Genomic DNA, 21,045 nt, shown 5'->3' with positions numbered 1-21,045 from the left:
TTTTTTATGTTTTTCCCGTTGTTTTTTTTATTTCCCCATGTCCGTGTACAGCCCTTCCCCGTCGAATTTTTGTAGGGCATTGTTCACGAGTTCCGTGTCTTCCTTGTAAGTGACACCAAACCATTTTGCACTGGTGTTCAGTACTTTCACTTTCACGGTCTTCTGCTTGATCAGTTCGTCTACCACGAACGGGATGTATATCTCCGATTTCGGGTTATTGCTGTTGGCATGATAAAAGTCGACAAACTGTTTTTCGATTTCCCCGAAAAGCATAGGCGTGAATCCCCAGAAATTCATGGATACCACATCGTCCTCGTGGAGGATAACACCGGAGTCCATGTCTTTGATAACCGTACCTTCACGTCCGATTTTGGTGCGTTCCGTGATGCTGGTCAGGAAGTTGTCTTTGTCCGCGGTACATACTCCCCGCGATACGGTACCGTTTTCCGACAGCGTGGCTGCTAACCGGTAACCGGCAAGGCTGAAACAGTTTTCGTCCGGATTATTTGCGATGAAATCATGCATCTTCACGAAAGCGTCACGACCGTAGAAGTCATCGGCGTTGATAGCGATAAAAGGTTCGTTGATACTGTCTTTTGCCGACCAGATAGCGTGTGCCGTACCCCACGGTTTCTCCCGTTCGATAGGAGGCATATTCCCGGGCAGCCGATCCATTTCCTGAAAGCAATACACGGTTTCCACCAGACTTTCGGCATATTTCCCCACGGCTTCTTTAAATTCTTCTTCAAAGCTGCGGCGGATGATGAAAACGATCTTGTCAAATCCGGCATGCACGGCGTCATAAATGGAGTAGTGCAATAATGTTTTTTTGTGCGGTCCCAACAACGCGAGTTGTTTCAGACTACCGAACCGGGAACCCATACCGGCTGCCATAATGAGCAGGGTGGTTTTGTTTTTCTTTGTTTCCATAAATATATTTAATTTCTTATGAATAATCTCTTGTTAGGGCAAAACTAATAAAAAGTCGGGAAAGAAGCTAGCAAGATGTATTTGTTTTTATACTTCCTCCGTGATGTCCGGTTCCGGAAGTTGAGTCGGGGCATCTTGGGTGGGCAATGCTTCCACCGAACGCAGGTGGCGTTGTATGGCACGGGTGCGTTTTCCCATGACTTCTTCAAGTTGGTTGTTTGCCGTCTGGAGATTCTTTTGAGCTTTTTCGAGCATCCCGCCGAATTTGTCAAACTCGGTTTTCACGGCGCTCAAGATACGCCATACTTCGCTGCTTCGTTTTTGGATGGCTAAGCTACGGAATCCCATTTGCAGACTGTTGAGGATAGCGGCAAGCGTGGTTGGTCCCGTCACGATGACATGATACTCCTGTTGTAACTGCTCCAACAGCGAGGAACGGCGAATCACTTCCCCGTAAATGCTCTCGAAAGGAAGAAACATGATACCGAAATCGGTCGTGTGGGGCGGGTCGAGGTATTTCTCCCGGATGTCTTTTGCCATACCCCGGATGGTCTGCTCTATATTGCGGGAGGCGGTTTCTACACGTTTCGGGTCACCGCTCTCGTGGGCTTCTAATAGTTGTTCGTAGATATCTTTCGGGAATTTGGCATCCACGGGGAGATAGACGGAGTCTTCGCCGTTGTCTTTTCCCGGTAGTTTTATGGCGAACTCCACCAGTTTGTCCGAGCCTCTCTTCGTTTTGACATTCGTGTCATATTGTTCCGGTGCGAGGATTTGTTCAAGAAGCATGGAGAGTTGTACTTCTCCTATTGTTCCGCGTATTTTCACGTTGCTGAGTACTCGTTTTAGTCCTCCCACGTCTTGGGCGAGGGTCTGCATTTCTCCTAATCCTTTCTGCACGCTTTCGAGTTGTTTGCTCACGAGTTCGAATGATTGACCGATGCGCTCGTGAAGTGTTTTTTGTAGTTTTTCGTCCACGGTGGCACGCATCTCTTCCAGCCGTTTTTCCGTGTTTTGCAGAAGCTCCTGTTGGCGGGTACTCAGCTCGCCCAGTTTCTCCCGTTGCAGGCGGTTCGAGGCGTTCATGCTTTCGGTGAAACTTTTCTGGAACGCTTCTATGGCGGCATTTGTTTGTGTCGTGATATTTTTTAGTGCTTCCCGGTGCTCCGTGCGAAAATTGTTGAGTGATGCGGCAAGTTCTTCTCTATCCTGTCGGGAGCGGTTCTCGTCCGCTTCCCGGTTATAGCGGAATTCCTCCCGAAATGCTTTTTCCACGCGGCCTATACTCTGTTCCAGTTGAACAAAAGATTCCCGGGCATCCGTGCTCTTTCGGGTGCGGAGCAAGATTACGAGCAGTATGATATTGAGGAGTAAAAGTGCTCCCCCGGTGATATACATGAATAATTCCATATTTCTGAGCCTTTAACGGTTCAAAAATATGGAAAATTACTCAGAGTTTGGTGAACTCCTGTCGGATTTGTTCCCGCTCGTGTGGAACGAAAATCAGTGCGGTCGTGTCATACCCCCGTTTCTGTGCCCTGTGTATAAGGTCTTGTAATTTTTGGGGAGGCAGTTTCGGCGTACGGCTCACGATCCAGAGGTGGTCGCATTGTGAACTGCCGATGAGGGCTGCACTGTAATCCTTTTCAACCTCCAGAATGTGGTAGTCCGTGTTGAAAACCAGAAAAAACGTGACTCTCAGCACCCCGGGGCGAGTGGTGTCCGGGATATGTACTCTCCCGACAATCTCTTTTTTCTCTCCCGATAGACTGTCCCGATAGCCGCATCCGATGACTTCTATGTCGCCGTCGGGTTTGACAACATAGTTGGTTGTTACTCCGACCAGCCCCCGCTCGAAAGGATGGTCAAAACGTGCAATTTCATACCATAGGCCGACATACTTTTTCAAGTCGAGTGAGTCGATTGCCCGGTTGTTAATCGTTCCGTCGGATTGCGCTGTTGCTGACGTGATATTGCATCCGACAAGCAATATCGCTACTAATAATGTTTTCATAGTACGAGTTGACAGTAAGGTGTTTAGTTGCTCGTAATACGTGAAGCAGGGAGGTGAGGTTAGTTTATAAAGTTTATAAAGTTCATAAAGTTTATAAAGTATTCTTTAGCGAGTTCGTAAGGGTGTAAAGCCCATAGAGTCACGGGTGTTAATTGTCCGTTAGTGCTGTTATAAATAAAGTGCCCGCTAGGGTTTATTACTTTATGAACTCATTTATTCTTGTTCGCCAATTGCCCGCAAGCCGCATCTATATCTTTACCTTTGCTGCGGCGGACGTTGACCACGATGTTTTTGCTTTTGAGGAAGCGGACGAATTGGTCCCTGTTCGCGTCGGGACTGTGGCGGTAGGGGGCGTTGTCGACTTCGTTATATTCGATGATATTTATTTTCACAGGGAATTGACGACAGAATATAGCCAGTGCTTTGGCATCTTCAAGACTGTCATTTACGCCTTTCAGTAATAGATACTCGAAAGTGGGGCGAGTTCCGGTTTTGTCGACAAAGTATTTTATTGCTTCTGCCAATTCCGGGAGCGGATATGCTTTGTTAATCGGCATGATTTTATCCCGTGTGGCATTCATCGCGGAGTGTAGAGAAATGGCGAGATTGAAACGTACGTTGTCATCGGCAAGGCGCCGGATACCTTCCACTATTCCCGAGGTGGATAACGTGAGGCGCGAGGGTGACATGCCCAATCCGTCGTTTCCCGTGATACGGTCTATCGCTTGCAGCACGTTGTCGTAGTTCAATAACGGTTCTCCCATTCCCATGAATACAATATTGGAAAGCGGTGTGCCTCTTTCTTCCGCCAGGCGTTTGACGGCAACTACTTGGTCGTATATCTCTTCCGGCAGCAGGTTGCGGGTGAATCCCAATCCTCCTGTGGCACAAAAACTACATTTCAGTTTACATCCCACCTGTGAGGACACGCAAGCTGTCGCTTTATCCCGGCTGGGGATAAGAACAGCCTCGATCAGATTACCGTCGGGCAACGTGAATCCTAACTTTGTAGTACCGTCGCTGCTTTCTTGCCGATGAGTAAGTGTACCGGTCTGTAAAGTGAATAGTGAGGCAAGACGTTCCCGGGTTTCTTTCGACAGGTTCCTCATGTCATCAAAATTCGTAACTCCCTTTTGCCAAAGCCATTGCCATATTTGCTTTGCCCTAAATGCCTTCTCCCCGTGTTGCACGAGGATTTCTGCCAACTCCTTTTGTGTGTATGCCCGTATATTTGTTTTTTCCATGTGTTGTCGTTTTCCACCGCGAAGATAAGGAGAAAACCGGAAAGTAGGAAACTATGCAGCTGTAATAGAAAATAGTTTCCAGTGACACTGAAAAATAGTTTCCAACGCTACTGGAAACTATTTTACCCTAAAACTCTATCCAAATATCATTCTCTGAAAAATATTCCCTCAATTTATGAATTGCTCGGCTTTTCAATACTTTGACGGTATTCACGGCAATGCCCAATTCTTCTGCGATCTCTTTCGTGTTGTTCCCGGCGAGGGAAAGGTCCACGATTCGTTTGCATTGAGGAGGAAGGGCATCAATGGCTTCGAGTAACAGTAGATTCGTTTCTTGCTCGATAATCGTGTCCCACACGGAATCTTCCTGTTCATTAATAAATGTTACCTGCTCGTAACGGTTCTTTTCACGGGCGAGTCCCCGGAGATAATTCAAGGATTCGTTGCGCACCATGATAAACAGGTAATTTTCGATGGATTCCAGATTCTCGTGTTGTTTTTTGTTTTCCCAAAATTTGATGATCACCTCTTGAGCTATATCCTGTGCGGCATCCGAATCTCCGGTTATTTTGAATGCGATGGCGCATAAAGATGCGAAGTACTCTCGGATAAAATCTCCCAGATCAAAATGATTGCCCGTGACCTTTTTATTACTTCGCATATAGAAATCTTTTACTAATCCAATGAAGCACCACTACAATATTGGATGAATAAATGTGCAACAAATATACACATTTTTATATGATTCCTGCAATACGTGGTTTTGTCTTTCTTGAAAAATCAAGGAGTACGATTGTGATTGTAAAATATTTTCAAAAAAATTATCCTCTCGTGTAATACCAAACGATAATCAGTGGTGTCTTTAGATAAAATGTAAAAGAATGAAAGAATTTCAGAGTCATCAAATCGCACGGATCATCTTACGCGTAAGATACGGCATCGCTACCGAAGAGGAGAAGCGGGTGTTTGAGGTCTGGATTAAAGGGAGCGAAGGGCGGCAGGCGCTTTATGACAAGATTGTTGCCGACGGGAGTTTGAAGGAACATTTGAATTTGAAATCGGGATACGATCTACAAACGGACTACGGGAAATTGCAGTCCGATATTTTGCGCTCTTTGACGAGGCGGAACAGGCAAAAGCGGGTAAAACGTTATCTCTTGTGGTGCGGTAGTGCCGCGGCAGTCTTCATACTGGGGAGTATGCTCCTTTTCGAGTACGTGCTAGATACCCCGAAAAAGGTACAACTCAAAAAAGTGGAAGTTGCCAAGGTGTTGCCTTCCGCGACGACAGTACAGGATAAGGTAATTCTGGTTTTGGCGGACGGGGAAAAAGTGGGGATGACCAAGATACAACAGGATTCCACTCGGGTGGGGACAGCGTTGGTCATGGGACAGGAGGACAAGTTGGTTTACGATTCCGACCGGATGCAAGCAGACTCGGTGATGCCGGATAAGTTGGAGATGAACAAGGTTATCACGACAACCGGGGGCTTCTATTCTTTGGTATTAAGCGACGGAACCCGGGTTTGGCTCAATTCCGAGAGTGAATTGGAATTTCCCGTTCTTTTCGGCAAGGGCGAAAGGGTGGTACGCTTGGAAGGCGAAGCGTTCTTCGAGGTAACCCCGGATGCCGCACGGCCTTTTATCGTGCGAACCAACGATATCCGCACGAGGGTGTTGGGAACCTCTTTTAATATCAAGGCTTACAAGAATGAAGCTGATGTGATTACTACACTTTTCACCGGGAAGGTAGACGTGGCGTCATTGGCGGATACCACTGGCAAGGTGGTGCTTTCACCCGGCAAGCAGGCGGACTGGAATCAACAAACCGGGAAATTGAGCGTGTCCGAGGCGAATCTGGATAACGTCATCGCTTGGAAAGAGGGAATGTTCATGTTTAATAAAGAAAATATAGAGGTTGTGACCCGGCAGATCGAGCGTTGGTATGGCGTGAAATTTATTTATGAAACCGGGGCAAAGAAGGATTACACGTTCAACGGTTACTTCAGCAAGGACGAGACGCTGAAGTCTATCTTGGAGGCGTTCACCTTCACGGGGGGACCTGAATTTAAAATCGAGGGAAATGTCGTGTACGTAAGAAGTAAATCATAATAAAAAGCAAAATGGAGCAACTTCGCGGGCGCTCCACTTTGACGACCTTGTTCAGCGACAAGGCTAATGTTAAATTTAATATCACAAATCTATGAAAAAAAGGACGAAACCAAAAGTCTTTTCAGGACTTTTATGCACGTGCGGAAAATCGTTTAGTGTTTTTTCACTTTTCGTGGCACTGTTGCTGGGGTCTGCCTCGCTTTTAGCGCAGCAGGCAAATCAGAAAACCATTTCAATTGACTTCAAGGATTTCAGCGTGTTGCGGGCACTGCACGAGATCAATCGATTGGGAGGAAACGTGGTCACCTTCCGGGAAGAGGTCGTGATGAAAGAGGCGAAAAAGATTACCTTAAAACGGGAAAATACCACCGTGTTCGAGGCGGTAAAGGCTTGTTTGGAGGGAACCGGATTAACTTGTTCACAACAAGCAAACGGTAAAATTCTTGTCGGGCCGAAACAGGAATCCAATTTGCTTAAAATCAGTGGTCGTATAGTGGACGAAAAGGGAAATCCTGTTGCAGGGGCTACGGTCATGATTGTGGGGACAACGCAGGGTGTTGCTTCCGATGGGGAAGGGCAATATACCATTGCCGCCAAGCCGGACGATGTATTGCGGGTTTCTTTCATCGGGTACAAGACCGTGACCGTTGATGTTAAAGGGAAAAGCAAGTTAAATGTTACATTAAATCCCACCGAGGAAAACCTCGAGGAGGTGACCGTTGTGGCATTCGGTGAGCAAAAAAAGGAAAGTGTGGTTTCCTCTATCACCACCGTTCGCCCGATGGATTTGAAATCATCAAGTAGTGATTTGACTTCCAGTTTTGCCGGAAAGATCGCCGGTATCATTGGTTGGCAAACGGGTGGTGCGCCAGGTGCATTGACCGAGGAAGAGATGAATACTAAATTTTACATCCGCGGTATCAGTTCATCCAACGGGGTTTCCGAGCCTTTGGTGTTGATTGACGGGGTAGAATCCTCTCGTTTGGATTTGGCCCGTATGGCACCGGAAGACATTGAAAGTTTCTCCGTGTTGAAAGATGCCTCCGCCACGGCGATGTACGGAGCCCGTGGGGCGAACGGTGTAATCCTCGTGACCACGAAGAAAGGAGAGGCGGGAAGCGTTTATACCTCTGTGCGTTACGAGGCTGTAGCTTCCATGCCGACGGATAAAATCGAGGTTGTAGACCCGAAAACGTATATGTTGATGTATAACGAGGCGTTGATTACTCGTAACCCGAGTGCCACTCCCGCCTATTCGTTGACGAAAATCGAGCGCACGGGAGATCCCAGGTATCCCTCGTGGCTTTATCCTGCTAATGACTGGTACAAGATTTTGTTTAAAGATGTATCTATCAACCACCGTGTGGGTGTAAACGTGCGTGGGGGCTCCGAACTGGTGCAATACTATGCTTCTGTGAATTACGTGAATGATGAAGGTATGTTGAAAACCGACAAATTGAATCAGTTTGACGTGAATATCAAGAATTCCACTCTTTCCTCTCGTTTGAACTTGAACGTGAACCTGAATGCCGGGATTCGTTTATTGGCAAATACCTCTTTTTCCGTGGACAAATATCATGGACCTAAAGCGGATGTGCATACGGCTTATGCTATGGCGTTTAACGCATCGCCGGTGGATTTCGCCCCCACTTACCCGGGCGATAAGGAAAATGGATGGCCTCATCTTCGTTTCGGGAACGTGAAAGGGCGAGATGATGTAGTTAACCCTTATGCTAGTATACAAGCCGGTTACACGGAGCGAGGACGGTTTTCCTTAACCTCTCGGCTCGAGTATATTCACAATTTATCTACCTTGTTGAAAGGTCTGGAGTTACGAGCCAGCGTATCGTACTCGAATTCCAATTATTTCCAAGAAATTTATGAAACCAAACCTTTTTATTATGCTTGTGATCCGGAGAACGGGGGATATGATTTTGAAACGGGCGAACATTTTTTGACTCCAGTGAATAACAATGGGCGTCGTACCTTGGGAAAACCAGAATTGGGAACAGGAATTAGTCGGAGTATCTCCACCCAATGGGTATACGAGGGACGTTTGTTGCACATGGCGGCATGGGGAGAGCACCAAACTTCTTTGACTGCTGTCTTTCAAGCTCGTCAGGCAAGTCATGCCCCGACTAAAGATTTGTATGATGGTATTGAAAACCGTAATTTAAGTTTTTCCATGCGTGGCAGCTACGGGTTCTTGGATCGCTATTTTGTAGAAGCCAGTTTCGGTTACAATGGTTCCGAGCGTTTCACGAAAAATAATCGCATGGGATTCTTCCCTTCCGCGGGAGCTGCTTGGATCGTGTCGAAAGAAAATTTCTTGCAAGGTGCAAGTAATATCGTTTCTTTCTTGAAATTGCGAGGTTCTTACGGGAAGGTCGGTAATGACGGGATTATCGCTACTCCGCGTTTCGTGTATATGCCACAGATTGGTAAGTCTGAATACGTGAATGCAGGTGTTTATCCGGAGGTTGGTAACGATGATGCTTTTAGAAGAAAACAAATTCAAAATTACGGGGATCCGGATGTGAAATGGGAAATTTCCGAACAGGTAAATTTGGGATTGGAATCTCGTTTCTTTAGAGATGTATTGGAATTGAATGTTGATATTTACCAAGAGATTCGCCATAATATTATCGCTAACCGTACGGTGATTCCTGCCAACATGGGTATCGAATTGTACCCGTTGGACAACATGGGTAAAGTGCGTTCTCGCGGTATGGATTTGTCAGCAAAAGTGCAACACGCTTTCTCGCCCGATTTCTGGATTATCTTGAATGGAACCTTCACTTACAATAAAGCGGTTTACAAGGAACTGGAAGAGGCTACCGACAAGCCTCGTTGGCAATGGAAAAAGGGACACGAGATTTCGCAACAGATCGGGTATATTGCTGAGGGATTGTTCCATGATCAGGCAGAAATTGATAACTCTCCTACTCAATCCACGGCGGAGCCGGGAGATATTCGCTATCGCGATATCAACGGCGACGGTACGATTGACGTGGAAGATGCCGTGCATATCGGGTTCCCCGAAACACCGCGTATCATCTATGGTTTCAGCGGTTTCGTCAACTATAAGAACTGGGAATTCAATTTCTCGTTTCAAGGATCCGGTAACCGGGGATTCTTCCTTAATCCGGGGGCACTCTCTCCCTTCGTGAACGATCATGCCATGTTGAAAGCGATATACGACAGCCATTGGACGGAGAAGAACGCAAGCGATCGTCCTTTCTGGCCGCGCCTTTCCACGCAGAGTATCACGGTCAATAACCCCCAGGAAGATTGGGATAACATTAATAACGGGGAGCGTAAATCCACCTATTTCATGCGTGAATGTCGTTTCTTGCGTTGTACGTCGTTAGAGGTGGCTTACAATCTACCCTTGAATTTGCGCACGAAACTTCGCATGCAAAACGTGAAATTCTTTGCTAGGGCGAACAATCCGTTTATGTTCAGTAACTTCAAGTTGTGGGATGTAGAGTTGGGTGAGAACGGGTTCAATTACCCGATACAAAAAACTTATGCCGTGGGTGTGAGTGTTAGTTTCTAATTTAAAAAGTATGACGATATGAAACGATTATTATCATCAGTTTTATTAATGCCGTTCTTCCTTTTTTCCGCTTGCGATAGTTGGTTGGATATCGTGCCGGAGGAAGATATGACAACCTTGGATACGGAGTTCGAGACTCGGAATGAGGCAGAGGAATGGTTACGAAGTTGTTACATCTTTTTGCAGGAGCCCGTTCCATCGATTATGGAAAACGAGGCATTCTTTGGTGCTGACGAGTTTGTGGCGTGCGATTACGTGCGAAGTATAATTGACGGCAATCAACGTCCCGTGTTCGCCGGATTGATGATTGGTAGTGCGATGCAGACTTCATTGGACCCGTATAGTGACCGTTGGTCGAAAAAAGTAGCTATAAATGGGAATTTAGTAGGTAGAACGGATTACTACACGGCGATCAATATGTGTAATCATTTTATCAGTAAGGTTGATCAGGTGTATAATTGGGACGATGCAGAGAAGCGTGAACGGAAAGGAGAGGTGATGGCGTTGAAGGCGTACTACTATTTTGAATTGGTGCGTCGTTACGGGCCTATTATTCTGGTTCCTGAGAATATCGACCCGAACGTGGACGTGCAGTCGATGAAAGTGCCGCGCAGTCACGTGGATACTTGTTTCAATGCAATTGTTCAATTGTGTGATGAGGCGGCGAAGTTACTTTTCCCGTTGGAGCAGAAGGAAGCCAGTCGGCGGGCTTATTTCGGCAAAGAGGCGGCCTTGGCACTGAAAGCCCGTGCGTTGGCGTATCAAGCTTCCGATTTGTTTAACGGGAACCCCGATTACCGGGATTTCACGAATAAAAACGGGGAACCCTTGTTCAGCACGACGAAAGATCCGGAGAAATGGCGACGAGCTGCTAAGGCTGCTGTCGAGGCTATCGAGGTTTGTTTAGAGAGCGGGAAAAAATTGGTCGACGGGCAATCCGGGACATCTGAATTATTGGGATACATGAAAAATATCGAAATGTCCACCACTACCTTTAATTTCCAGAGCGCTGAAGCCTTACTCATGATTAAACCCAATGGTGCGGCGGGAGAATTTTACCCTTATACTTTACCTCGTACCCCGACGGGAGAGAGCAAATTGCAAGGAGCTTGTATTAGCCCCAGCATGAAGATGGTGGAAATGTTCTACACGGACAATGGTTTGCCCATTGACCAAGACCCCACTTATGGTGGTGGTAACCCCTACCAGTTAATAAAAGTGACCGATCCGAAATATACTGATGTTATCATGTTGGAGGAAGAGATTCCTTATCTGCATACGCGTCGAGAACCGCGTTTTTATGCCGATATCGCTGCAGACCGCACGTACTGGCAATTGGGACCGACTACCGACCATCGTTACAAGGTGGAGGTGTACCAGGGTGAGGATTTCGGGCTAAAAGAGAATCGTGTCAATTCCTTGTTGCGCCAAAATCTGACCGGTTATTTCTTGAAAAAATGGATATATTCTTCCTGCGCTCTTCATGACTATGCAACGAGTCTAAATTCCCGGGGTAAAAGACCGTTCCCCTTGATTCGTGTGGCGGAGTTATATTTGTTGGCGGCAGAGGCATACAACGAGATAGACGATATGCCCAATGCTTACAAGTACTTGAATGAGGTCCGCAAGCGTGCCGGAATTCCGGATGTAGAGGTGTCTTGGGCAATGGCAAAGGATAAGAATAAAGTGAAAGATAAATCAGGCTTACGTGAAATCATCCGCCAGGAGTGGAACATCGAATTTGCGTTCGAGGGGATGCGTTTCTGGAATTTGCGTCGCTGGAAAACAGCTCACGTGGAGTTGAATGACAAATTGTATGGTTGGGTAGTCACGGGTAAAGACGCTCAAAACTTCTATAACCATGGCAAAGGTCCGGTGATTGTTAGCAATGAGAATAAATTCGTGGCACCGCGGGATTATTTCTGGCCTATCGCGAGTATGGAGATCATGAATTCCGGTTGCGTGCAGAACTTGGGATGGTAAATGAATTTATGATTGTAGATTTACGATTTTAGATTGTGAACTTAATTGAAAATTTTAAATTATGATACGAAAGATATTATTTTTGTTGGTATTGTTTTCCGGATTTTTTGCTTGCAAGGAGGACGAGGACTTGAGTTTCAACGTGCCCGTGGAGTTCCGTAAGCTCGATTTCCAGCCTGTTCCGGGAGGTGCCATGATGAAATATTACGTGAAAAACGCGGATGTTTACGGGGTACGTGTTCGTTACCGTGACGCTTGGGGGGAATTGCGTACCCGGGAGGGGTCTTACTTGGGCGATACGTTGTTGTTGACCGGTTTTACCGAGGCTCGGCAGAACGTGCCCGCGCAAATCTCGTTTTTCAATCGCTCCTTCGTGGAGTCGGAAGCCATCGAGGCGACTTTCAACACGGAGAATTCGGCTACCGTGGCTTTGTTCGATAGTTTGAGGGTTCAAGAGTTCTGGGGTGGATTCTCTGTGTCTTATACTGCCCCGGAAACCGTTACCGGTATGGTGCATGTATTCTACATGGGAACCAACCCGTTGACCGGGGAATTGGATTCGATTCTGATGTCCAGTACTCCCATTAAAAGTGGAGGAGACACGCTTAACTTCGAGATGTCGCAAGTGATGGAAACCACGGATGTTATTGTGCGGACGGATGATTTTGACGGGAAGCGGGTGAAACTTCAAGTGTATAAAAGCTTGCCTTGTCTTTCGATGGATACCTTGAAATACGAGGATGATTTCCTTTACGAGTTCGGGGGAAAGACGATCACTAATGCTACGCATGGGTTCGGGTTGGAATACCTGTTCGATGGCGATAAACGGGGTATCGGCTTCCGTAGAAATAAACTCGCGGGGGTTCAATACAAGTACGACACGTACGTGGTGGGACCGAATGCTTTTTATCACGAGGGGGCTAAAGAGAATCGTTTTATTATTGATTTGAAGCAGGAGCGGGTTCCGGCGGCGGTTTCTCTCTATGCTTTTTTGAATTATCAAACGTCTTGGCCTAAAAATGGAGAATCATCGACTGTTGTATTCCCTGATCTTGTGTCAGATATATGGAACGGTCAATATTATGCTCACCTTCCGGCGAAGGCGAAGTTGTATGGCACGAATAGTGACCCGAAAACGGTAGACCTTTCCTCGTGTGTGCTTCTTTACGAGTTGGATGATGATGTGGATAATCTTTGGGATTCTTGGGCTACCCGTACTGATTGTTTGGGTGGTCAAGGAGGAGCCGGTTGGAGAGAAGATTGGAGACAAGGAGACGAGAAAGACGTTTTGGCGGCTGATCCGGTGGTTTTACGGATGTTGTGTAATTACGAGGCAGGAAGAAAATTCCGTTATTTGATTCTGGTGGTTACGGATACTTATAATAATGTGAGGAATTACTATCAACCGGAAGCTAATGCCCGTGAGTACGTGACGTTCAACGAAATGGAAGTGTGTATAAAAGCGGAATAAATCAAAGAATGCTCAAAATGATGAAAAACAAATTATACTATATGACATGGTTTTTCGCGGCTCTCTTCGCGGTGAGTTGCGAGGACTTGGAAGACACGTACGATGAATTTAGCGGTGACGGGGTGATTCGATACACGGGCAAGTGTTCGGATTTGAATATTGCACCGGGTTGGGAGCGTTTGCGTGTTTCTTGGAAAGGGAATATCGATCCTGATATCGAGAAGGTAAAAATTGCTTACCAATCGGAACTTGATGCCGAGCCGATGGTGGTTTACGTGACGCCCAAGGATGTGTTGGGAGACGATTTAATGGATACAATCTATTTGGAGAACTTGCAGGATGCCGTTTATTCAGTGAAAGTGAGTAACGTGGCTGCCGATGGCACGGAATCACTCGTGGAAACCAATTACGGTCGTCCTTACACGGAAGTGCACGAGGATTTGCGTTCTTTTACCCGCGGTATTGTCAATTTCTACCCGGTAACCGATAGGCTGGTGGTGACGTTGGACGGGAAGAATGCCAATCTAAAAGAAATCAACTTGAGATACTGGGGTACCGATGGGAAAGAATATACTTGGAATATTCTTAAAAATATGGGGCGTAGTGTTCAATTTATCAACGATATTATGTTTATGTTGCCCAATGAGGACGGGAGTATCGCTGAAAGCGTGGGCGTTGATTTCAATAAGCCGCTCACGGTGGAGCGAAGGGGCTTGCTCGCGGGGTGTATTGACACGATTAAATTCGATCCTGTGACCTTGTCGCTGGAAGAACGGGTGTGGTCTTCCGGTTTCGTGAACGTGATGATGCACGAGTACGGGATTGATTGGCAAAGCAAGGTGGATGACGTGGAAGTACTCGAATTGGATTACAATTTGCCAACTTTTCAAGACTTATTCTATTTTCCGAACTTGAAAAAGGTGCTTTTGGGTAAAAATCGTTATATGTTGGACAACCATCAGGAAAACGTGAGTACAACAGATCCCTATCTTGCGTTAACTACTTTGTACTACTTAAGTAAGACGCGTGGCGTGGAGGTGGAATGCTATAACCAACACTATCTTTTCGCGAAATATTATGGCCAGTCGTATATTGATATGTTGTCAACAGATGATTCGGGATACCCACCGTATGTACCGGCTACCCCGGCAAAAATCGACATGAACTGGTTGAACGAGAAAGGAGGCGAGAATTTGAACGAGATGCCTGCGATTGAGCCGCTCGACACGGAAGGTTGGGAGTTGACTTGTTCGGATACCACGTACAATGGAGATAAGAAATATGGCGTGGCTTGTATGTTGGATGATGACCCGGCTAGCGTTTTTGAACCGGGAACGGATTTTGGCTTGTTCACGGTGACCGTGAATATCGACATGAAAAAGTTGCAACCCTTGCACGGGTTCAAGTTCGTGCAAGCTAACACGGGTTCAACCGATATCGAGAAAGAGTTGAAATACTTGCTTTCTTCTTTGAAAATAGAGGTTTCCGCGAATGGTTATAGCTGGGAACAAGCTACGTTCGACGAGGGAGGCGTTTCCCTGGGAAATGCTATCGGCGAAACCACGTTTATCAATATCCCGGTTGACAAGCGTAAGGATGTGCAATACATCCGCTTGAGCATGAACACGAAAGTCGTTGGTGAAACGACTTCGGGATTGCCCATATTCAGCCTTCGTATCGGCGATTTTATTCCTTACATCTATCGATAAAATTCACATGGTGACTTCCCCGCTCCGGCGGGGAAGTTCCTTGCTTGTTTGCAAGAGATTGTGGACGGGGAGGAGTATCATTTGTAAAATAATGAAACTATGAGTAAAATAAGATTTTTACAATTACTGTTTATATTCTATCTTCTTGGGAGTTGTACCCAAGAAACATGGAATGTAGAACAGGAGAATGTTTTAAGACAAGGGGTGCTTACCCGTGGGGTGGGACCAATGGAGGATGCAATGGAAGGCTTAAAGGGAACAACTTTGGGAAAGAAACTTATCGAGAGCTTAAGCATACCTGTGAAATTTGAATACGATCAATCAATGAAACCTGGAACGATGGGATATGTTGGTAGGGGCGTAATACGGTATAATGGTCTAAGTGATCCTTTTGGACCGCTTTTATTTCACGAGTTATTTCATGTGTATCAAATGAAAGAAATAGCTGTGGCATCAAGAAATCATGAGGTCGAGGCATACATGGCGCAATATTTATTGGTGATGAGTATTGAAGGTGCTGAAGAGAAGGATTTTTATGCCGTATCTACGAAATTTGTGGATTATATTAGAAAATTAGCAAAATATACAACTTGGAGTGTGATGGATACGAAGGGAAGTATTAAATTCCAACGACTTTATGAAAAGGCTTTGGTTGAACTTAGGAAGCATCATCTATATGGGACAAATACAAATTATACAGAAGAACCAGGACCGTATAGTTTTCAGAATTTATACAATTTTTTAAGTATTAAATAAAACATTGATTATGAAATATCTTGTATTATCATTTGTGTTTATGCTATTTTTTGGCATATTGTTTTCTCAAAATCGGGAAGAAACGAGAAGTGACGTGGTGAAAGGCAAAGAGTCGGGAGAAATTGTTAAAGGTAAGAATGTGGCTTATCGGGTCATGAAAGATGATTGCTTCTATAATATTAAAAATGTAGATATTCAGGATACTCTTTGGTATCATTTCGGAGGGGAACTAGCACCTGTGAAAATGAGAAAACAAATAAGAGAGATCGTGTATAAGTATGTTAAAATGGAGAATTTGCGTTTATCTCGCGAGGAGTTTGTTGCTGATGGTAGTCTTGTGATCAGTTTTATTTTGAACAAGGAATTTAAAGTGGAAAAGATCATGTTTTCTTTGAATCATGGTGAAGTTTTTGGAGAGGTTGGAGAACGTGATTTTTGGCCAACCCTTCCTATGGATTTCTATTACAAGATAGAGCAAGAGATAATGAAAATGGAACCCGTGATAGAGGAGAAAGATAAAAAATGGATTAACAGGATGGATTTTAAAAACGGAGAGTTTTTATGTCTAAGAGTTGATTATGAAAGAGTAGTTGAGGCATTGAATGCCAAGGAGCCTGAAACAAAAAATAATGCAATCGATTAATGGTTACTTCCCCGCTACGGCGGGGAGTCCCTTGCTTGTTTGCAAGAGGTTGCGAATGGAGGCGTGTGTTAAGAATTTTGATTATGAGATATCTTGAATTATTATTCGTGTTTATACTATTTTTCAGCGTATCGTTTTCTCAAAATCGGGAAGAAACGAGAAATGACATAGTGAAAGATAAAAAGTCGGGAGAAATCGTGAGAGGTAAAAATGTGGCTTATAAAGTGGTAAAGGGTTATGTTTATAGTGAAATTACCAATGTGGTTATCACGGATTCTGTTCGGCGTTTTGATCGTTTTGACTGGTTGCATGTACCCAAGAAAATGCGTGAGCAAATAGAAGAAATCGTGTTTAAGCATATTAAACCCGAGGATTTGCGTTTGCCTTGCATGGGCGATTGGCTTCTTGTAAATTTTATTTTGAACGAGGATTTAAAGATAGAAAAAATCTCGTTTGGTGTACAGCATAATGAAGGTGATTTCTGGATTAATCTTCCCGTGGATCGTTACCACGAGATAGAGAAAGAAATGATGAAATTGGTTCCCGTGATAGAAGAGAAGGATAAGAAATTAATTCGAGAAATGGATTTCAAGAATGGAGCGTTTTGTACCCTAAAAATAACGTATGACAAGTATTTGTATGAAAAATTGAAAGCGGAAGAATCCGTGAAAAAGAAATGATACAGTAACTACTAATATAAACTATGAAAAACAAGATATTTATCGTGGTGTTCCTCGTTCTTTGTAGCCTTAGTACTTTGGTACAGGCAACGGGACAGATCGGGGAGAAAATCATTATCGGGCGAGATACGCTTTGGATGTTAAGTTGTCCTCTCAAAGCGGATACAACTCTTTCGAGAAAGGTGAGTGAGCGGCTTGACCCGAAAGTCATGTGTACGGCTCTTTGGCGAGGGTATATCGGGACATGGCGGTTAGAAAACGAGACCTTGTATCTTGAAGCAATTCATTTGTTTAATGGGAAGCGGGTGAATCTGGATGGTATTTTTGACGCTTATTTGGAGAACGGACGAATTGCTGCCCGCTGGTTTAGCGGGGAGATACGCGTGGTAAGGGGAGAGCAAGTGTATTACGAGCACATGGGATTTGCCCAGTATCACGAGCATGAAACTATCTATTCGTTGTGCGATGGCGTGGTGACGAAGGAAAAAGAGATATACAATAGTTTGAAGAAAAGTGGAAATGATGAAAGCGATTATACGCTGGACGTACTTTTTAACGGTAAGGGAATGACCTGGGAAGGCGATTCGAGCTTGAATGTTCAAATCATTCCTAAACCTGATGGGACGACGGGGCAAGTGAAGGTGTTGTCATGGTATCGTTATCCCCAACCGAATCAGGACACCATCTGCATGTGGGGGGATTTTGAAATAAAGGAAAAAGAATACGACGAGAATCATCCGTACGTGCAGGAAATCAAGAGGTGTCTTGCCCTGATGGATGATTGGAATGTACTCACGCTTGATGGGAAAATTCAACCCGTGCAACTTCGGGTGAAGTGGGGACGGGATAGATCGGCACCTTATAAATACTGGTTGCCCGGTAAATTGAAACAATTGGATTCGATAGAGATAGATGGTAGGAATTACGTTTTGATTGTCAATCCCCTGCAACAGGATCCGGACGTGATGACCCGCTTGCGTCCCCGGTTGAAAGGAGCGTTCACGACGAGAAATCCCCGGGGGTACGTTGCCCGGTGGAAGATAGCGGACGGGTGTTTATGGTTGACTGAAATTCGTCATGGTCGCACGGGGAAGCGAATTCCTTTATCGACACTTGTGCACGGCAATCACCGCAAACCGGTGGTGGCATCGTGGTACTCGGGTTCGTTCAAGGTGGACGAGGGCGATCCGGTGGGCGAGGAGTACCCGTGGGCCTGGATTTCTTGTCGGGAAATTGTTTTCGAGGTGAAAAACGGTGAAGTGGTTTGGAAAAATGTTTATGATAATTACATTCAACCCGGGGACACCGCCGCTTACAATCAATTCATTCGAACCGTTCGTTCGCACGACTGGGATAATTACCCTGAGTTAAAGGATCGTGTCCTGCACGTTACTTTCATGGTCTATCCCAACCGGAATGGCGTGGCGGATTCGATACGGGAGATTCGTCTTGATGTCTATAATGAACACGAGGCTCGGGTCATTACTGACCCCACCGACCCGTGGGTGATGCTGGTGCGTCGTGCCGTGGAAGTTGTTCCGCGTTGGGAAGTTCGATTTATCAAGGGAGAAGTGCAGCCCTTGGAAATATCTTTTGATATAAAGCAATTCGAACCGAAGAGTATCAATAAATTGTAAATGTAAATATGATGAAACTTTTAAATTTGTTTATAATCATGTTATCTCTGCTCGGGAATATTCGGGCGCAAGAGAGTTTTAAAATCACGGGACACTTGGGGGGTACCCTCGGTGGGAATCTCGTGTTGGCGGCGAGTGGTCCGGGCGGTTTGGTCAAACTGGGTGAGGCGGTAATGGTGAACGGGGAATTCGAGTTCGCGGGAACCGTGGAGGGGATTATCCCCGCGTATATCCTTGCCGGGGAACAGCAGCAACCGATAGCCACGCTCATGCTGGAAAACACGGGATACACGCTGGTCGCCGGGGAAGCCGGGATAGAGGTGCAAGGGGGTGGCGAATCCCAGCAGATATGGGGCAAGTTCGATGCCATCAACCAGCGGATTCTTCGAGAGAAGATGAAGATGGAACAGGAGGCCCGTGCCGCTTATGCCCAACAAAACCAGATGAAATTGCAGGCGTTACAACAGCAATTCGAGAAAGTGGCGGCGGAAGCGGAAGCCCAACAGTTGGAGCTTTTCAAGACGTACAAAGACTCGTTCGTGTCCGCGTACGTGATTGCCGCCGGGATGGGACAGATGAATTACACCTCTTTAAAAGCTCTTCACGATATGCTGGGAGAACCTGCCCAAAACAGTCCTTACGGGCAGATGATCGTCCGGCAGTTGGACGTGTTCAAGCAAGTGGAACCGGGTTCCATTGCACCCGATTTCTCGGGAACCACGGCAGAGGGGCAAGCCGTTTCCCTGCATGGTATCAAGGCGAAAGTGAAACTCGTGGACTTTTGGGCATCGTGGTGTGCCCCCTGTCGTCAAGAGATGTCGAACGTGTGCAAGATTTACAAGAAATATCGTGATGCCGGGTTGGAAATCATCGGCGTGTCGCTCGACTCGAAACCCCAAGACTGGGTGAAAGCCATGCAGGACGAGAAGATGACTTGGTCTAACATCATGGACCAGAAACAAGAAATCTCTTCCCGTTATCTCGTTCGAGGCATCCCTCACACCATTCTTCTTGACGAGAACAACCGCATCATTGCCAAGGATCTCCGGGGAAAAGCCTTGGAAAAAAAGATAGCGGAGTTGCTGGGAAAATAAAGGTAATAAAAGTGTAATATTATAACGTTTAGATTATGAGAAAAATTTCATTATTGATTGGTTTGGCGATACTCTCGACGTTCGCTTGTAAAGCCCAGCAGGGTTACCAGATCAGTGGCAAGGTGAGCGGGATGACAGACGGAACTCTTCTGTTAATCGCTAACGAATGGGAGAAGCCCGATACGCTGGGTTCCGTGACGGTTAAAAACGGCGTTTTTGTCTTCACTGGCAAGGTGAACGCTCCCGTGGCGGCTTACCTCGCTCCTTCTGACGGGAACGGCATGATACCGTTGATTCTCGAGAACGCCAATTTCATGGTGAACGTGAGCGACAGGGGTGCGATGATACAAGGCGGCAAACAACAGGAATTATTGACTCGCTTCACCCGTATCAGTCAAGCTTTCTTGGCAGAACAAGCCAAGGTCGCGGCAGAGGCGCAACAGCCCGGGGCGAACGTCCAAGCCTTGCAAGACCGCGTGAACAAGGCCTACGAGGCATCGGTGAACGCCACTATCGAGTTAATCAAGGCGAATCCCGACGAGTACGCCACGGCGCACGTGATCGCCCTTGGTATCAGCGGTGAAACGGAAGAGGGCTTGCGCTCGAAGTATGACCTTCTCGGTGAGGCTGCCCGTGCTACTATTCCCGGCAAGCGGATTGCCGCAGCGTTGGAACAGTACGAGAAACTAGCTATTGGCGAGGTGGCACCGAATTTCACCACGGAGAAGCCCGACGGGAATACTTTCTCGTTGTATGACCTTCCCGGCAAGTTGAAGCTGGTGTACTTCTGGGTTTCAACGAACCCTCTCTGTCGTCAGGACAACACCGACCTCGTGAAACTTTACCTGCAATACCGTCCGCTGGGGCTGGAAATCGTCAGCATCTCGCTCGACGAGAACCGTGGTGACTGGCGTAACGCCGTTGGGCAAGATGGAATGGTATGGATAAACGGCTCGGACTTGCAAGGCTTCGCTTCCCCGAACGCTCGTCTTTACATGGTACACGAACTCCCGGCAACGTTTCTCGTTGACGCGGAGAACCGTATCGTGGCGAAAGGCCTCCGCGGGGATGTCCTTCGTGACACGGTGGCGAAATTGCTGAAAAAGAGCAAGAAAAAGTAATCGAGTTTTATAAATTTGGTGCGTGCTAGGGGGGAGTCGAGAAAAATGGCTCCCCTCTTTTTTATTGTCTACGCCCGTCGGTGATTTTTTCAT

At 46.2% G+C, this 21,045-nt stretch carries 16 protein-coding genes; 11 read left to right on the top strand and 5 right to left on the bottom strand.

The window, feature by feature from the left end; genetic code table 11:
• Positions 1-27: 27 nt before the first annotated feature.
• The 5 genes from H8S64_RS09915 to H8S64_RS09895 form a co-directional block, all read right to left on the bottom strand.
• The gene (locus H8S64_RS09915) at positions 28-930 is read right to left on the bottom strand and encodes a sugar phosphate nucleotidyltransferase (RefSeq protein WP_099291666.1); all 903 of its coding nucleotides are present in this window, start codon (positions 928-930) and stop codon (positions 28-30) included.
• Between the two features lie 87 nt (positions 931-1,017).
• On the bottom strand, positions 1,018-2,340 hold the full coding sequence (locus H8S64_RS09910) for a DNA recombination protein RmuC (protein ID WP_186975960.1): 1,323 nt from the start codon (positions 2,338-2,340) through the stop codon (positions 1,018-1,020).
• A gap of 40 nt (positions 2,341-2,380) precedes the next feature.
• On the bottom strand, positions 2,381-2,944 hold the full coding sequence (locus tag H8S64_RS09905; RefSeq protein ID WP_186975959.1) for a lipocalin family protein: 564 nt from the start codon (positions 2,942-2,944) through the stop codon (positions 2,381-2,383).
• Between the two features lie 209 nt (positions 2,945-3,153).
• Positions 3,154-4,188, bottom strand: a complete 1,035-nt coding sequence (gene rlmN, locus H8S64_RS09900; protein WP_186975958.1) for a dual-specificity RNA methyltransferase RlmN — start codon at positions 4,186-4,188, stop codon at positions 3,154-3,156.
• A gap of 127 nt (positions 4,189-4,315) precedes the next feature.
• On the bottom strand, positions 4,316-4,849 hold the full coding sequence (locus H8S64_RS09895) for an RNA polymerase sigma-70 factor (RefSeq protein WP_186975957.1): 534 nt from the start codon (positions 4,847-4,849) through the stop codon (positions 4,316-4,318).
• Between the two features lie 220 nt (positions 4,850-5,069).
• Here H8S64_RS09895 and H8S64_RS09890 point away from each other — a divergent pair, with 220 nt between their 5' ends.
• The 11 genes from H8S64_RS09890 (at position 5,070) to H8S64_RS09840 (ending at position 20,952) form a co-directional block, all read left to right on the top strand.
• Positions 5,070-6,299, top strand: coding sequence for a FecR family protein (locus H8S64_RS09890; protein ID WP_186975956.1), 1,230 nt, complete (start codon positions 5,070-5,072; stop codon positions 6,297-6,299).
• A gap of 91 nt (positions 6,300-6,390) precedes the next feature.
• The gene (locus H8S64_RS09885; RefSeq protein ID WP_186975955.1) at positions 6,391-9,858 is read left to right on the top strand and encodes a SusC/RagA family TonB-linked outer membrane protein; all 3,468 of its coding nucleotides are present in this window, start codon (positions 6,391-6,393) and stop codon (positions 9,856-9,858) included.
• An 18-nt stretch (positions 9,859-9,876) separates the two neighbouring features.
• Positions 9,877-11,841 carry a RagB/SusD family nutrient uptake outer membrane protein gene (locus H8S64_RS09880; RefSeq protein WP_186975954.1) on the top strand — a complete coding sequence of 655 codons (1,965 nt, stop codon included), beginning with the start codon at positions 9,877-9,879 and terminating at the stop codon, positions 11,839-11,841.
• Between the two features lie 61 nt (positions 11,842-11,902).
• Positions 11,903-13,312 carry a DUF4959 domain-containing protein gene (locus tag H8S64_RS09875; protein ID WP_222621172.1) on the top strand — a complete coding sequence of 470 codons (1,410 nt, stop codon included), beginning with the start codon at positions 11,903-11,905 and terminating at the stop codon, positions 13,310-13,312.
• 20 nt (positions 13,313-13,332) lie between these two features.
• Positions 13,333-15,021 carry a DUF4998 domain-containing protein gene (locus tag H8S64_RS09870; protein ID WP_186975953.1) on the top strand — a complete coding sequence of 563 codons (1,689 nt, stop codon included), beginning with the start codon at positions 13,333-13,335 and terminating at the stop codon, positions 15,019-15,021.
• Positions 15,022-15,120: 99 nt separating this feature from the next.
• Complete coding sequence (locus H8S64_RS09865; protein ID WP_186975952.1) at positions 15,121-15,777, top strand: hypothetical protein; 657 nt, start codon at positions 15,121-15,123, stop codon at positions 15,775-15,777.
• Positions 15,778-15,787: 10 nt separating this feature from the next.
• Positions 15,788-16,420 (top strand): hypothetical protein, encoded by a 633-nt coding sequence (locus H8S64_RS09860; protein ID WP_186975951.1) that lies wholly within the window; start codon positions 15,788-15,790, stop codon positions 16,418-16,420.
• Between the two features lie 83 nt (positions 16,421-16,503).
• A complete protein-coding gene (locus tag H8S64_RS09855; protein ID WP_186975950.1) occupies positions 16,504-17,100 on the top strand; it encodes a hypothetical protein in 597 nt (198 codons plus the stop codon).
• Between the two features lie 23 nt (positions 17,101-17,123).
• Positions 17,124-18,737, top strand: coding sequence for a hypothetical protein (locus tag H8S64_RS09850; RefSeq protein WP_186975949.1), 1,614 nt, complete (start codon positions 17,124-17,126; stop codon positions 18,735-18,737).
• 8 nt (positions 18,738-18,745) lie between these two features.
• Positions 18,746-19,831: a TlpA family protein disulfide reductase gene (locus tag H8S64_RS09845; protein ID WP_186975948.1), complete on the top strand. Its 1,086-nt coding sequence runs from the start codon at positions 18,746-18,748 to the stop codon at positions 19,829-19,831.
• 35 nt (positions 19,832-19,866) lie between these two features.
• Positions 19,867-20,952, top strand: coding sequence for a TlpA disulfide reductase family protein (locus H8S64_RS09840; RefSeq protein ID WP_186975947.1), 1,086 nt, complete (start codon positions 19,867-19,869; stop codon positions 20,950-20,952).
• The last annotated feature ends 93 nt before the right edge of the window (positions 20,953-21,045 follow it).

Source organism: Butyricimonas hominis (assembly GCF_014287455.1).
GTDB classification, from domain to species: Bacteria; Bacteroidota; Bacteroidia; order Bacteroidales; family Marinifilaceae; genus Butyricimonas; species Butyricimonas muris.
This window is presented reverse-complemented; position numbering and strand designations above follow the sequence as displayed.